We start from the raw sequence: 14,294 nt of genomic DNA, 5'->3' as shown, positions 1-14,294 counted from the left end.
CATGACCAGCCAGGTAATGATTTACAGCGGCAAGTTTTACTTCAAATGAATGTTTCATAAACTGCACCTTCAGATGTCAGATTATGTCCAACATTTGGGGTGCAGTTCAGAACGCCTTATCCGGCCTACAAAGTCATGCAAATTCAATATATTGAAGTTTATTGGTAGGCCTGATAAGCGCAGCGCATCAGGCAATCATACGCTTGTCATCAGTGACATACCCATAACCTTATCGATGTGTTGGAGGGAAGAACGAGGCAAACAGACAATTGCGGCATGATCTTGAATGGGTAACGCGGAATACGAGAGATAGTGTCGTCACACCCTATGAGCTGTAATCCGGGCGACCTGCGCCACCCGGAAAACGTCAGAGATTACTCCCCTTCACCCGGGAACAGGAACGGGTTGATGGAACTACGGGCATAGCCTTCTTGCTCCATTCGCGCGTCCAGTACCAGAGAGGCGAGGTCATCTGCCACGGCTTCAACTTTCGGTTCTTTTTCCTGATAAAGAATCTTCAGGTAAGTGCCGCAGTCATCGCAGCTTTCGGCTTTAATCGCGGCCTGTTCGTCATCCAGCGACCAGTAATGCAGTTTGCCGCTCTGCTCGCAGTTGCTGCATTTTACGCGCACTACGTGCCATTCGGTTTCACACAGGTTGCAGTGCAGGTAACGCAGCCCCTGAGTGGTGCCAATTTGCACCATGCTGGACACCGGCATAGAGCCACATACCGGGCAATATTGACGTTGTTCGCCGTATTCAGCGCGGGCTTTGCCGGGGATCAGATTAGCCATCTGCGCCCAGTAGAGCGACAGCGCAGCCCAGATAAACGGCGCTTTATCACTGCTGACGGACGAGAAATCAGAGGCAAACAGTGCGCTGGCCATATCTTCCAGCTCCTGGGTCGATGCCTTCTCCAGATTCTCAATCACTGCCAGCGCCGGGCCGCTCATTTCAGGTTTCAGCTCAGCAATCAGCGCCATCAGCAGCTTTTGCCAGTGCTTATCACGCGGCAGAACGTGAATATCCAGCGGGGGCTTGCCCTGTGCGCTGGCTTCTTTAATGCGTGCAGTCAGATCCATCTCCAGCGGATGGTCGTACAGCACCACTTCCTGGGCGTGGGCGATAAGCGCAGCAAAGCGCAGATAATCACCCAGCGGATTATTTTCTGCCAGCTCGCGCAGACGTTCAGCGCGGCGGTTGTATAAATTTTTGAGCCGAGGGAACAATAACGGCGGAATCATATCCGCCGTACGTTTCTCGCTCGAACCCAGCTCATCTTGCGGGATTATGCGAATACTCATTCAGCTTTCTTTTCCGTTGTCTTGCGGACCTCACGGTACCAGCGCGGGTGATGTTTCTTCGCCCAGGCGCTGGTAACCCATCCTTCCACCATGGCGGTAATCGTGCCTTTCACCCAAAGGGCGGCGTAGATATGCACCATGATAACCACAATTAACGCCACTGCGGCAAATGAATGCAGCATTAACGCGAATCGGATCACCGGGATTGAGAAAGCAGGCGCAAAATAAGGACGCCAGATAATCACGCCGCTCACCAGCAACAGAACCAGGAAAATAATCGCCGCCCAGAAAACGCATTTCTGACCGAAGTTATAACGCCCGGTGTCACCTACTTCCTCGTTGACGACGATCTTACGAATATTCTTCGCCCAAAAGATATCATCCCGATTGATTAGGTTGTGATGCCAGTAACGGAAAAACATGATGATGAACGAGGCAAACATAACCACGCCGACAAACGGGTGCAGAATGCGCGCCAGCTGCGGTGTGCCCATGATTTGCATCAACCAGTTGAAGGACGGGAACAAAAAGCCCAGCCCGCTCACCGCCGCCAGGATGAAGCAGAAGGCGGTGATCCAGTGGTTGATACGTTCCGGCGCGGTGTAGCGCACGATGGTGTCACGTCGTTTCATTTGCGCTCCTCGTCTTTCTCTTCGTGCAGATTATTCTCTTCCTCATCCGCACGGTTCGGACCGACACCCACGTAGTGGAAGATACTGGCTGCGAAGGTAGCCGCAAAGCCAACAGCTGCGAGCGGTTTCCAGATGCCTTTCCAGAATTTCACGGTTTCGCTGATTTCCGGGTTCTCCGGCAAGCCATGATACAGATTTGGCTTGTCAGCATGGTGCAGCACGTACATAACATGTGTACCACCGACGCCTGCCGGGTCGTACAAACCCGCATTGTCGTAACCACGGGTTTTCAGCTCCGCCACGCGCTCGCTCGCCAGCGTTTTCATCGACTCTTTCGTACCGAAGTGAATCGCGCCCGTTGGGCAGGTCTTCACGCAGGCCGGTTCTTGCCCAACCACCACGCGGTCAACGCACAACGTACATTTGTAGACGCGGTTGTCTTCCGGGTTGAGGCGCGGAATGTCGAACGGACAGCCCGCAATGCAATAACCGCAGCCGATGCACTGCTCGGACTGGAAGTCGACGATACCGTTGGCATACTGAATAATTGCCCCTTCCGCCGGGCACGCTTTCAGGCAGCCTGGATCGGAACAGTGCATACAGCCGTCTTTGCGGATCAGCCATTCCAGTTTGTCGTTCTGCTCCACTTCCGAGAATCGCATCACCGTCCACGATTTGGCACTTAAATCATTGGGGTTGTCGTACACCCCAATGTTATTGCCGACGGTATCGCGAATGTCGTTCCACTCTGAACACGCCACCTGACAGGCTTTACAGCCGATACAGGTGGTGACGTCGATGAGTTTCGCCACTTCTTCCTGGAAGTCCCGCGCCTGAGGCGCGGGGGTCAGACCGTTAGTCGCGGAACGACGAATGATATCTTGCGATTGATAAGCCATATGTCGTCTCCGTTACACCTTTTCCACATTCACAAGGAAGGACTTAAACTCCGGCGTCTGCGTGTTCGCATCACCGACGAATGGCGTCAACGTATTGGCAATAAAGCCTTTTTTCGCAACACCTTCATAGCCCCAGTGAATCGGAATACCGATGGTATCGATATCTTTGCCGTTTGCTTTCAGCGTGCGAATACGTTTGGTCACTACCGCTTTGGCTTTGATATAGCCACGGTTGGAGGAGACTTTCACAGTATCGCCCTGGGCAATGCCAAGTTTATTCGCCAGCGACTCCCCGATTTCCACAAACTGCTCTGGTTGCAAAATCGCGTTCAACAGCGCGTGTTTGGTCCAGTAGTGGAAGTGCTCGGTCAGACGATAGGTGGTTCCGACATACGGGAACTTATCGGCTTTACCCAATGCTTCGGCGTCGTCTTTAAAGATTCGCGCAGCCGGGTTCGAGATAACGTTTGGATGCAGCGGGTTAGTTCCCAGCGGCGTTTCAAACGGCTCGTAGTGTTCCGGGAACGGACCTTCCGCCATCTTATCGAGGGCAAACAGACGTCCCATGCCTTCCTGCTGCATGATAAACGGCCCTACGCCGCTGCCCGGAGGCGCTGCGCTGTAATCCGGAATATCCCAGCCGGTCCATTTGGTGCCGTCCCATTTCAGCAACTGACGCTTCGGATCCCATGGGTTACCCTGCGGATCTGCGGAGGCGCGGTTATACAGAATGCGGCGGTTAAGCGGCCATGCCCATGCCCAGCCCAGCGTGTTACCGAGGCCAGACGGATCGGCGTTATCACGACGCGCCATCTGGTTGCCTTCCGGCGTCCAGCTACCGGCGAAAATCCAGCAGCCACAGGAGGTTGTACCGTCATCGCGCAGTTGGGCGAACGAGCTAAGTTGTTGGCCTTTCTTGACGATAACCGCACCGGTTGCCGGGTCGGTAATATCGGCCAGCGCTTTGCCGTTGCTCTCCATTGCCACTTCTTCTGAAGATGGCTCATGCGGAATGGCGTAGTTCCAGGTCATGTTCAGCACCTGGTCCGGGTTCGCGCCACCCTGTTCGGCATACATCTTGCGCAAGCGCAGGAAGATACCGGAGAGGATCTCGCCATCAGTCAGCGCAATCCCCGGGGCGTCCGCACCTTTCCAGTGCCACTGCAACCAGCGACCAGAGTTGACGATTGAACCGTTCTCTTCCGCGAAGCAGGTCGATGGCAGACGGAACACTTCGGTCTGGATCTTCGACGAGTCAACTTCGTTCAGTTCACCGTGGTTCTGCCAGAAGTTAGAGGTTTCAGTGTTCAGCGGGTCGATAGTCACGAGGAATTTCAGCTTCGACAGACAGCCGATCACTTTGTTTTTGTTCGGGAATGAGGCAACAGGGTTAAAGCCCTGGCAGATATAGCCATTGACCTTGCCCTCTTTCATCATCTCGAAGTATTGCAGGACGTCGTAGCCTTTATCCCACTTCGGCAACCAGTCAAAGCCCCAGCTATTTTCCGCCGTCGCTTTATCACCAAAGAAGGCCTTCATCATAGAGACGAAGAATTTCGGGTAGTTGCCCCAGTAGTTGACCTGGCCTTCCAGCAGTGGTTTTGGCGTGTTGGCAGCGAGGTAAGTTTGCAGATCGGTCTGCTTCTCGCTTGGCAACGTCATGTAACCTGGCAGACTCTGCGACAGTAGCCCCAGGTCGGTCAGCCCCTGAATATTGGAGTGACCGCGCAGGGCGTTAACGCCGCCGCCTGCCATCCCCATGTTGCCGAGCAGCAGCTGGATCATCGCCATCGTACGAATGTTTTGCGCACCAATGGAGTGTTGCGTCCAGCCGAGCGCGTAAAGGAACGAGGCAGTTTTATCGTGAGCACTGGTTTCGGCGATGTATTCGCAGACTTTCAGGAACGCGTCTTTTGGCGTACCGCAGATGTTTTCAACCACATCTGGCGTATAACGGGAAACGTGCTGTTTCAGCAAGTTCCACACGCAGCGCGGATGTTGCAGCGTGGTATCGCGTTTGGCGAAGCCGTTTTCGTCCAGCTCGTAGGTCCAGCTGGATTTATCGTACTTGCGTTTTTCCGCGTCGTAGCCGGTGAACAGGCCATCTTCAAAGCCGTAATCCTCACGCACGATCAGGCTGGCGTTGGTATAGGCTTCGGTGTATTCGCGGTTGAATTTTTCATTGTTCAGCAGGTACAGCAATACGCCTGACAGGAAAGCAATGTCAGTACCGGAACGAATAGGGGCATAGTAGTCAGCCACCGCCGCCGTACGTGTAAAGCGAGGATCGATCACAATCAGCTTCGCGCCGTTGTGAATTTTGGCTTCCATCGCCCAGCGGAACCCGACCGGGTGAGCTTCAGCGGCGTTACCGCCCATCACCACGACGAGGTTGGCGTTCTTGATGTCGACCCAGTGGTTGGTCATCGCACCGCGACCAAATGTTGGAGCAAGACTTGCTACCGTTGGTCCGTGTCAGACACGCGCCTGGTTGTCGACCGCGAGCATACCCAGCGCGCGGGAGAATTTTTGCGTTAAATAGCCGGTTTCGTTACTCGACGCGGAAGCACACAGCATCCCGGTGGAGAGCCAGCGGTTAACAGTCACGCCTTCGGCGTTTTGCGCAATGTAGTTAGCATCGCGGTCTTCTTTCATCAGTTTGGCAATGCGATCAAACGCCTCTTCCCAACTGATTTGCTGCCATTTATCAGAACCTGGCGCACGGTATTCCGGAAACTTCAGACGGCTTTCGGAGTGGATGAAATCCACCAGGCCAGCGCCTTTCGGACAAAGTGCACCGCGGTTGACCGGGTGATCCGGGTCACCTTCGATATGGAAGATAGATGCTTTGGCGTTTTTTGCTCCGTCACCGAGGCTGTACATCAACAGCCCACAGCCTACGGAACAATAGGTGCAGGTATTACGGGTTTCGCGGGTGCGCAGCAGTTTATACTGCCGGGTTTCCGCGAGTGCTACGCTGGGTGCAAAACCCAGTGCCGCTGCCGTGGTGCCTGCCATACCGCCAGCGCAGATCTTAAAGAACTGCCTTCTGCTGACCTGCATGGATTGCTCCTTGTTTCGACATTGTCACGTCCCATTTACATTCGCTTGCTGCGTGTGCAGGGAGTGGGAGTTATTTTTCTTTGCGGAAGGGGCCGCAAAGGTCCAGAATTGGCTCAATTTCCCTCCATCCAGGAAGGGTTTGTAACAGAATACCATAATGTTGGTGTGTGTGTTCTTATCTGGTTAAGAGAAAGTGAAAAAAACACAGCAAAAAGAAATCGAAAATGTGACAAGTGTCACAGGTGTTCGTCAAATTGAGTTATGGCGGCGTGATGATTTACAACACCCACGGTTAGATGAGGTGGCGGAAGAGGTTCCCGTTGCGCTGGTCTACAACGGCATTTCGCATGTAGTGATGATGGCGTCACCCAAAGACCTTGAGTACTTTGCGCTCGGTTTTTCGCTTTCCGAGGGGATTATCGAAAGTCCGCGCGATATCTTCGGTATGGATGTCGTTCCTTCCTGTAATGGTCTTGAAGTTCAAATTGAGCTTTCCAGCCGCCGCTTTATGGGGTTGAAGGAGCGTCGCCGGGCACTGGCGGGACGTACGGGATGTGGCGTGTGCGGCGTGGAGCAACTTAATGACATCGGAAAACCGGTGCAGCCGCTACCGTTCACCCAGACGTTTGATCTCAACAAACTGGATGATGCATTACGTCATCTCAATGATTTTCAGCCAGTGGGGCAACTGACCGGTTGTACTCACGCCGCCGCCTGGATGTTGCCATCTGGCGAACTGGTCGGCGGGCATGAAGACGTGGGTCGCCATGTGGCGCTGGACAAACTGTTAGGCCGCCGGTCACAAGAAGGGGAAAGCTGGCAGCAAGGTGCGGTGCTGGTTTCCAGCCGTGCCAGTTATGAAATGGTGCAAAAGTCGGCGATGTGTGGCGTAGAGATTTTGTTTGCGGTGTCTGCCGCGACCACGCTTGCTGTAGAAGTGGCTGAGCGCTGTAATCTGACACTGGTAGGTTTTTGTAAACCGGGTCGGGCAACGGTTTATACCCATCCGCAGCGTTTGAGCAATTAATTAAAATAAGTCCTGCGATATATATTAAATTGCAGGACTTATTCATTTCGTGAATTTTATTATTTTATTTATAAACAAAACGCGTGTAGTGGCGTTAACGCCTGCGCTGCAACCTATTGATGGCGTGGCGGTGAGTTATATTGATGCTGCCGTGGCGTTGGGTAATACCATTAACGAAATGGATAAATATTACACCCAGGAAAATTATAAAGACGATGCGTTTGCGAAAGGGAAAACGCTGCACCAGACATTCTTAAAAAATCTTGAAGCCTTTGAACCTGTAGCAGAATCTTATCATGCGGCGATTCAGGAAATTAACGATAAGCGCCAGCTTGCAGAACTGAAAAATATTGAAGAAAGAGAAGGGAAAACATTCCACTACTATTCTCTGGCAGTCATGATTTCAGCGAAACAAATTAATAACCTGATATCGCAAGAGAAGTTTGATGTTGATGCGGCAATGAAGAAAGTGTCTGAACTGGAAACGCTGGTGGCGCAGGCCAAAGAAGCGGATAAAGGCGGCATGAATTTCTCGTTTATTAATTCGGCAGGCCAGTATCAACTCGAGGCTAAAAAATACGTTCGCCGCATCAGAGATAAAGTCCCGTACTCTGACTGGGATAAAGAGCAACTTCAGGACGCAAACTCAAGCTGGATGGTCGAAGACTCTTTCCCGAGAGCATTACGCGAGTACAACGAAATGGTCGATGATTATAATCGCCTGCGTTAAACGTTTTTGATGATAAATGCAGTGTCGGATGCGGCGCATCCGACACAGTTCACCCCTTGTGAAGTAACTCCATAAATGCCTCATATCCTGTTAACCCGGCAATAACCTCTGCCGGATGCTGACACAATACGCTTGCCAGATAGCTAAATATTTTTAGCTCATGACGCGCATCGGCGGCGGCGCAGGCGATCAAAACATGGTTAATGACTTCGTTATTCACCTCAACTGATTGGGCGAGGGTAATAAAAAATCCACGAAAACGTCGCTCCTGTTCGCTCCAGCAATGTGGGATGGCGAGGCGATTAACAATCAGGTTTTCACCTTCGCCTTCGCGGGCGATGATCCGTTGCGCTTCATCGGCGGTAATATGGTGTTGTGCGACTAATTGAGCACAAATTTGCCGGGTAATATGTTGCCAGCTTTCACCGCGTACATTCGAATAATGAAAACTTCCGGGGGCAGAGAAAAAACGCTCCGGTTGCCGGCGAATAAACGCCGTCGCCAGAAAATGTTTTATTTGTTCGATACCGGCGGCAGTAATAATGTTTTTTACGGTGATGCAATTATTGACCGCATCATCCAGTAAATAATGGCTGTTATTAATGATCAATAACGGCTCAATCTCTTCGCGAATGGCAACCAGTTCGCTTACGCTGCGGGCAATAATCACCCGACAATTCAGGACATCGCGCTCAATGACGAGCTGATTAATAGTAGCAATCGCGTTCTGATCAGAGAGCAAAATGATCGGCTGGCGTTCGTTTTGATGCCGTTCCAGCGCACAGGCAAAATACAAACCAATCAGATCGCTGTCGAAAAGGGGAATATCGAGTTGTTCACGCAGTAGCGTAATAAAGTGCAGACTCATATCAAAGGCCGCAGGCCAGGCGGCTTTCAGGTTATTCATGCTGCTTTGGCGGTGCTCTCCAATCCACACCGGCGCGGCAAGGCAACGTAATAAATGCCCGGTAATATTCTCAACCAGTTGCGTATCAATAATATTCAATGACGCAATGCCCGGCACCCTTTGCAGCAATGCCAGCACATTATCGACACAAATAACCTGCGCCTGTTGATGCTGTTTTTCTATCAACCCCGTCAACGTTCTTACAGCGTTATCACCAAGAAACAGGCCGCTATATTCAACGATCTGTTTTATCTCGCTACCGGGATATTCAGGCCATGTGTCAGTAAGCTGATTACGCAACGCGTAAATAGCCAGAATCAGGCTTGAGAGATAGTCGCTTTGCATCAGCGGCCAGCGACGTTGCTTTTCGCAGGCGGTGGTTAATTGTTGAAAATTGTCTCGTGTTACTCCCGACAGCGGAATTAAAAACGGATCTTTGCGTAAAAGATTCGCCAGCAAAATAATGCGTTTCTCTTCTGTCTCATCAATGAAATGGCCCAAACCAGGGCGACTAGCGAGACAAAAACCGCGTTCATAGCGCTGTTTCAGGCGGGGCAGGCGCTCTGCTACCCACGTTTCTGGCAAATTAAGCGTCGAGGCGAGTTGCGCACGAGGCGTAAAGGTATTCAGCAACAAAAGCGCCAGCAGCCGATCGTCGTTATCGTGCTTTTGCAGCAACTGAAAAAAGCTGCGACGCTCAAAAATTTCCAGTTGGTAGCCCGCGCTGCCGCTGGTAGTGATGCGGGCTTTGCCGTTGAGGGTAAAGTTGAGATAGTCAATATCACGCAGGATGGTCCTGCCGGAAACGCCAGTCTGTTGCGCCAGCTCGCCAGGCGTGCGTGGCTGTTGCTCCAGCAGATCGACAATCTTTAACTGGCGTTCGTTTAGCATTAATCCACCTGACGGAACTGGCTAAACGCGTTGACTTTCTCCGCGGTTAAGGTGGTCAGAAAATCCCTTATCAACGTGAGCAGAGCATCGTAATCGGCTTTTGAAATCATACCGCTATTGGCGTGCAGATAACGCGTTGGCAGACACAGCGCGACAACTGGACGCCCGCCGCCCATCACGTTGTAGCGCCCGCCATCCGTCGCTCCGGTTTTCATGGTGGAAAATTGCAGCGGTAAATCGTTATGTGCGGCACAGCTTTTTAACGCCGCCACCAGTTTCTGGTTGGGGAAGTAGCGCTTGTCAAACAGCATCAGCCCCGGCCCCTGGCCCAGTTTCAGCGGGTATTTTATGTTATCAATGCCCGGAACATCGCCCGCTACGGCGGTATCCAACACGATCACGACGTCCGGTTTAATGTGTTCCGCCGAGGTTTGTGCCCCGCGTAGCCCAACTTCTTCTTCCACGCTGCCGACGCCATACAGCGTAATTTCGGGGTTATTTACTGTCTGTAGTAGCTCAGCCATCATCGCGCAGCCGATGCGGTTATCCAGCGCCTTGCCGACCACTTTATCTTCGCCCCAGCAGGCAAAATTGGCTTCCGGGCTAATAAAATCGCCAATTTCCACGCCGCGCTTTTCCACCTCTTCGCGACTGTTCGCGCCAATATCAATGAACATCTCATCAAATGACAGCGGTTGTTGCTTTTGCTTTTCGGTTAACGCATGAGGCGCGACGGAACCAATCACACCAGGGATTTTCACTCCCTTGTGTGTGCGTATGGTTACCCGGTGGTTGAGCATCGACTGATTCCACCAGCCACCAATGGTGGTGAAACGCAAAAAACCGCTCTCGTCGATGTGGGTGACCATAAAGCCGACTTCATCCATATGCCCGACAACGGCAACTTTTGGCCCTTTATTCCCCTTACGGGCAACAAAGCTGCCCAGACCATCAAAGGTGATCTCATTAACGCAAGGTTCCAGCGTGTTTATCAGAATGTCGCGAACTTCCTGTTCATCGCCGCTGACGGCGCTGGCTTCGCACAACTGTTGCAGTAACTCAATGTTCATGGACAAGCTCCTGTTGCGCAGCTTTGGCTTTGCGGCGTAACCATAATCCTTTCAGGACGATAATGAATGAAATGTTCAGCGCGAGGCCAATCGCCAGCACCAGATAAAACGAACCTACCGGCGACATCAGGCCGATCAGCGGGTCAAAGATACCCAAACCAGGTGCCAGTCGTTTGATTCCGAAAGCGATCACCAGCACGCCGGTAATGCCGCCCGCCAGCGTATTGGCGGTGATCATTGGCAGTGGTGCCGCCAGAGCGTAAGGAATAGCCGGTTCGGTCGCGACCGTGGCACCGACCACAATGGCGCTACTGGCGGCTTCTTTTTCCTGTTGAGTAAACAGTTTGGGCGCAATGAACGTCGCAAGACCCGCCGCGACAGGCGGCATCAGCGCGACAACGCCGACGATGGCGTACCAGTCGTAAATGTGTTTTTCCAGCAGAGAGAAGCAGAAGAACCAGGCGGTTTTGTTGATGGGGCCGCCCATATCGAATGCCAGCATCGCACCAACCAGAAACGCCGCCGCAAACTTCATTGACGGAGGAATGGTGTTCAGGAAGTGCAGCAACCCGCCCATGAGGTCGGACATCACCGGTCCGATAACGTAGTAAGTCAGTACGCCAAAAACCAGCAGAGTAACGAACGGGATCAGCATGGAACCGAGCAGCGGTTGTAATGCTTTGCCAAGGCGCACTTTACGGAACCAGAAGACGAAATAGCCAATCGCCAGCCCAAGCACCACCGCACCGAGGAAGCCCGCGCCAGACTGGGTGCCGAGCAGGGCTTTGTCATTCGCCAGATAGCAAACCAGAAACGCCGGAGCGAAAGCGGGTTTATCGGCAATCGACGAGGCAATATAAGCGCCCATGATGGGGATCATAAAGGTGAAGCCGAGATAACCGATGGATTCAACCACCCAGGTAAACGACGGCGCGCCTTTCGACATATCGGTATACGGCAAACCGAACTGCACCAGCATGTTGGCAAGCGCCACCAGGATACCGCCACCGATGACAAACGGCAGCGCCGCAGAGACGCCCGCCATCAGATGGCTCATTACGCTGCCACTTTGCACTTCCTGTTTGCCGAGCTTCACGCCGCTATCTGCGGCAAAAAGTTGTGAGTTTGTCGGTAATTCACTGAAAATCTGGTCGATATTTTTCAGCGCCTGGGAGATGGCAATCTCATAAACCTTTTTCCCGGCAAATCGCGCGCGATCATCACCGCTCAGGCCACGCCCGGTAGCGAGAATCACGTAATCGGCAGCGGCAATCTCTTCGCTGGATAAGCGGTTTTCGATGCCGCTTGATCCTTGAGTTTCAACTTTAATGGTATGACCGAGAGAACGGGCTTTCTGTTCCAGGGCTTCCGCCACCATGTAGGTGTGAGCGATCCCGGCGGGGCAGTTGGTGATCGCGACAATACGTAAGGATGACTCCATCGCCACGTCCTTATGAGCTGAGGGTTTGATTTAACAAAGCAAGCACCTGGTCGGCGTCGCCCTGTCGCAGTTGGTCGATAAAATCCTGGTGGATAATTTTGCGGCATAGCGTGCCGATGATTTTGACCTGATCCTCTTCGCCACTTTGCGGCACACCGAGGCAGATCCAGCAATTGACGTCTTCGCCATCGCTGGCCTGCCAGTCAATGGCCTGCGTTTTGCGGGCGAATAACACGAACGGTTGTTTAACGCAGGCGCTTTTACCGTGCGGCACGGCGACACCGGAACCAAATCCCGTGGAGTGCATTTTTTCGCGCAGCAGCAGGGTTTGCAGGAACTGGTGTGAGTCGGTGATAAAACCGTTTTGTAACGCCATTGTCGCCAACTGCTTCAGAACGGAATAAGCGCCATTGCCCTGAATATTCAGGTCAATACAGCTTGCAGTAAGTGCTGCCATTATTGGATTCCATGAAAAAATATTATAGTTAATTGTAACGGCGGGGCGGTTTTGTGATGAGCGCGGATATGTCGTGAAGTCGTGACAATATAAGGCAGAGTGAAGGATAAATTTTGCGGTGTAAGGCACATATTGATGGGTAAAATAAATGCAGTGAATAAAAAATCATTATTTAATGATGTTGTGAATGTTTAACTGCCGCACATGTTTTGCAGCAAGGTTATTTATATTTGTGGCTTATGAGTCAGCGTGAATTATATCTAATATTTTTTACGATATTTGGTTAAAAACGGCACTATTGTTATATTCCTCACGTTCCAGGAAATCAGCGGATTTACTCATATTATGCAGCGGGATACTATCCATCGGCCTGCTGAAGTTGGATTAAAAATTCGAAAGTGCACACCTTATATTTCTCTATATACGTATTCCTTTTGGAAAGCGTAGGGTCTCTTTTATTTCAGGGAACGTAAATAATGAAAAAATCGACATTATCTTTAGCCATCGGTTTATTATTGGCATGTAGTACCGGAATGGCAAAAACACAGCATTTAACGCTGGAACAACGCATGGCATTGCTGGAAGAACGCCTGGAAGCGGCAGAAATGCGGGCAGCAAAAGCAGAGAGCCAGGTTAAACAGCTGCAGACACAACAAGCCGCTGAGATCCGCGAAATTAAGGCTGCCCAGGGCAATACGCCGGTAAATGGACAGGCAACGGCGGAATCTGCAAAGAAAAATTCCACCTCACCTAATCTTTTGCTCTCAGGTTATGGCGATTTAAAAATCTACGGCGACGTAGAATTTAATATGGATGCGGAAAGTAATCATGGCCTGCTGGCAATGACCAACGCTGATGTGAATAGCGATCCCACTAATGAACAGTGGAATCTCAATGGTCGTATTCTGTTAGGTTTTGATGGTATGCGAAAACTGGATAATGGTTATTTCGCCGGGTTCTCCGCACAACCGCTGGGGGATATGCACGGTTCAGTAAATATCGATGATGCGGTATTCTTCTTTGGCAAAGAAAACGACTGGAAGGTCAAAGTAGGCCGTTTTGAAGCCTACGATATGTTCCCGCTGAATCAGGATACCTTTGTTGAACATTCCGGTAATACTGCGAACGATCTTTATGACGATGGCAGCGGTTATATCTATATGATGAAAGAGGGCCGCGGGCGTTCTAACGCTGGCGGTAATTTCCTCGTCAGCAAACAACTTGATAACTGGTATTTTGAGTTAAACACGTTACTTGAAGACGGAACATCTTTATATAATGACGGTAATTATCATGGACGCGATATGGAGCAGCAGAAAAATGTTGCTTATCTGCGTCCGGTAATTGCCTGGTCGCCGACGGAAGAATTCACCGTTTCCGCAGCGATGGAAGCGAACGTAGTAAATAATGCTTATGGTTATACCGATAGCAAGGGTAATTTTGTCGATCAGTCCGATCGTACCGGCTATGGTATGAGCATGACCTGGAATGGCCTGAAAACGGATCCGGAAAATGGCGTCGTGGTTAATCTTAATACCGCCTATTTAGATGCTAATAATGAAAAAGATTTCACTGCCGGGATTAACGCGCTGTGGAAACGTTTCGAGCTGGGTTATATCTACGCGCACAATAAGATTGATGAATTCAGCGGTGTAGTTTGTGATAACGACTGCTGGATTGATGATGAAGGGACGTACACCATTCACACCATTCATGCGTCTTATCAGTTCGCTAATGTGATGGATATGGAGAACTTTAATATTTACCTCGGGACGTATTACTCCATTCTGGATAGCGACGGTGATAAAAAACACGGTGATGATACTGATGACCGTTACGGCGCACGCGTTCGCTTTAAATACTTCTTCTGATG

General features: G+C 51.3%; 10 protein-coding genes and 1 pseudogene. 3 read left to right on the top strand and 8 right to left on the bottom strand.

Annotated features, from left to right (window positions below):
• Window positions 1-374: 374 nt before the first annotated feature.
• The 4 genes from fdhE to fdnG are packed head-to-tail and all read right to left on the bottom strand — an operon-like array spanning window position 375 to window position 5,898.
• Window positions 375-1,304: a formate dehydrogenase accessory protein FdhE gene (gene fdhE, locus ACJHX7_RS20435; RefSeq protein WP_000027708.1), complete on the bottom strand. Its 930-nt coding sequence runs from the start codon at window positions 1,302-1,304 to the stop codon at window positions 375-377.
• Entirely contained in the window at window positions 1,301-1,936 is a 636-nt protein-coding gene (gene fdoI, locus ACJHX7_RS20430) for a formate dehydrogenase cytochrome b556 subunit (RefSeq protein ID WP_000829013.1), read from the bottom strand. Before fdoI ends, fdhE begins: the two co-directional genes overlap by 4 nt.
• Window positions 1,933-2,835 carry a formate dehydrogenase O subunit beta gene (fdoH, locus tag ACJHX7_RS20425; RefSeq protein ID WP_000331377.1) on the bottom strand — a complete coding sequence of 301 codons (903 nt, stop codon included), beginning with the start codon at window positions 2,833-2,835 and terminating at the stop codon, window positions 1,933-1,935. Before fdoH ends, fdoI begins: the two co-directional genes overlap by 4 nt.
• Window positions 2,836-2,847: 12 nt before the next feature.
• Window positions 2,848-5,898 (bottom strand): formate dehydrogenase-N subunit alpha, encoded by a 3,051-nt coding sequence (gene fdnG / locus ACJHX7_RS20420; protein ID WP_012602895.1) that lies wholly within the window; start codon window positions 5,896-5,898, stop codon window positions 2,848-2,850.
• A gap of 193 nt (window positions 5,899-6,091) precedes the next feature.
• On the opposite strand from fdnG, the gene fdhD reads away from it, so the two are divergent.
• Both fdhD and ACJHX7_RS20410 read left to right on the top strand, forming a co-directional pair.
• A complete protein-coding gene (gene fdhD, locus ACJHX7_RS20415) occupies window positions 6,092-6,925 on the top strand; it encodes a formate dehydrogenase accessory sulfurtransferase FdhD (protein ID WP_001540282.1) in 834 nt (277 codons plus the stop codon).
• 88 nt (window positions 6,926-7,013) lie between these two features.
• Window positions 7,014-7,655, top strand: a pseudogene (locus tag ACJHX7_RS20410) (YiiG family protein); the annotation flags it as partial.
• A 49-nt stretch (window positions 7,656-7,704) separates the two neighbouring features.
• Here the strand turns inward: ACJHX7_RS20410 and ACJHX7_RS20405 are convergent.
• Genes ACJHX7_RS20405 through ACJHX7_RS20390 form a run of 4 tightly spaced genes read right to left on the bottom strand, consistent with a single transcriptional unit; the run spans window position 7,705 to window position 12,421 of the window.
• Window positions 7,705-9,453 carry a putative frv operon regulatory protein gene (locus ACJHX7_RS20405; RefSeq protein WP_094030224.1) on the bottom strand — a complete coding sequence of 583 codons (1,749 nt, stop codon included), beginning with the start codon at window positions 9,451-9,453 and terminating at the stop codon, window positions 7,705-7,707.
• On the bottom strand, window positions 9,453-10,523 hold the full coding sequence (locus ACJHX7_RS20400; RefSeq protein ID WP_022646368.1) for an aminopeptidase: 1,071 nt from the start codon (window positions 10,521-10,523) through the stop codon (window positions 9,453-9,455). The genes ACJHX7_RS20405 and ACJHX7_RS20400 overlap by 1 nt, the downstream gene beginning before the upstream one ends.
• A complete protein-coding gene (locus ACJHX7_RS20395; RefSeq protein ID WP_000446000.1) occupies window positions 10,513-11,964 on the bottom strand; it encodes a PTS fructose-like transporter subunit IIBC in 1,452 nt (483 codons plus the stop codon). Before ACJHX7_RS20395 ends, ACJHX7_RS20400 begins: the two co-directional genes overlap by 11 nt.
• A gap of 10 nt (window positions 11,965-11,974) precedes the next feature.
• A complete protein-coding gene (locus ACJHX7_RS20390; RefSeq protein WP_094030223.1) occupies window positions 11,975-12,421 on the bottom strand; it encodes a PTS fructose transporter subunit IIA in 447 nt (148 codons plus the stop codon).
• A gap of 476 nt (window positions 12,422-12,897) precedes the next feature.
• Here ACJHX7_RS20390 and ACJHX7_RS20385 point away from each other — a divergent pair, with 476 nt between their 5' ends.
• Window positions 12,898-14,292, top strand: a complete 1,395-nt coding sequence (locus ACJHX7_RS20385) for a carbohydrate porin (RefSeq protein WP_000749944.1) — start codon at window positions 12,898-12,900, stop codon at window positions 14,290-14,292.
• The last annotated feature ends 2 nt before the right edge of the window (window positions 14,293-14,294 follow it).

The organism is Escherichia sp. WS1451 (assembly GCF_046487365.1).
Classification (GTDB): Bacteria; Pseudomonadota; Gammaproteobacteria; order Enterobacterales; family Enterobacteriaceae; genus Escherichia; species Escherichia coli.
This window is presented reverse-complemented; position numbering and strand designations above follow the sequence as displayed.

What these genes read in the sequence shown, in the direction of transcription:
- fdhE (WP_000027708.1), bottom strand. Translation starts at nt 1,304, where the DNA reads ATGAGTATTCGCATAATCCCGCAAGATGAGCTGGGTTCGAGCGAGAAA.
- ACJHX7_RS20400 (WP_022646368.1), bottom strand. Translation starts at nt 10,523, where the DNA reads ATGAACATTGAGTTACTGCAACAGTTGTGCGAAGCCAGCGCCGTCAGC.
- ACJHX7_RS20390 (WP_094030223.1), bottom strand. Translation starts at nt 12,421, where the DNA reads ATGGCAGCACTTACTGCAAGCTGTATTGACCTGAATATTCAGGGCAAT.
- fdoI (WP_000829013.1), bottom strand. Translation starts at nt 1,936, where the DNA reads ATGAAACGACGTGACACCATCGTGCGCTACACCGCGCCGGAACGTATC.
- fdoH (WP_000331377.1), bottom strand. Translation starts at nt 2,835, where the DNA reads ATGGCTTATCAATCGCAAGATATCATTCGTCGTTCCGCGACTAACGGT.
- ACJHX7_RS20405 (WP_094030224.1), bottom strand. Translation starts at nt 9,453, where the DNA reads ATGCTAAACGAACGCCAGTTAAAGATTGTCGATCTGCTGGAGCAACAG.
- ACJHX7_RS20395 (WP_000446000.1), bottom strand. Translation starts at nt 11,964, where the DNA reads ATGGAGTCATCCTTACGTATTGTCGCGATCACCAACTGCCCCGCCGGG.
- ACJHX7_RS20385 (WP_000749944.1), top strand. Translation starts at nt 12,898, where the DNA reads ATGAAAAAATCGACATTATCTTTAGCCATCGGTTTATTATTGGCATGT.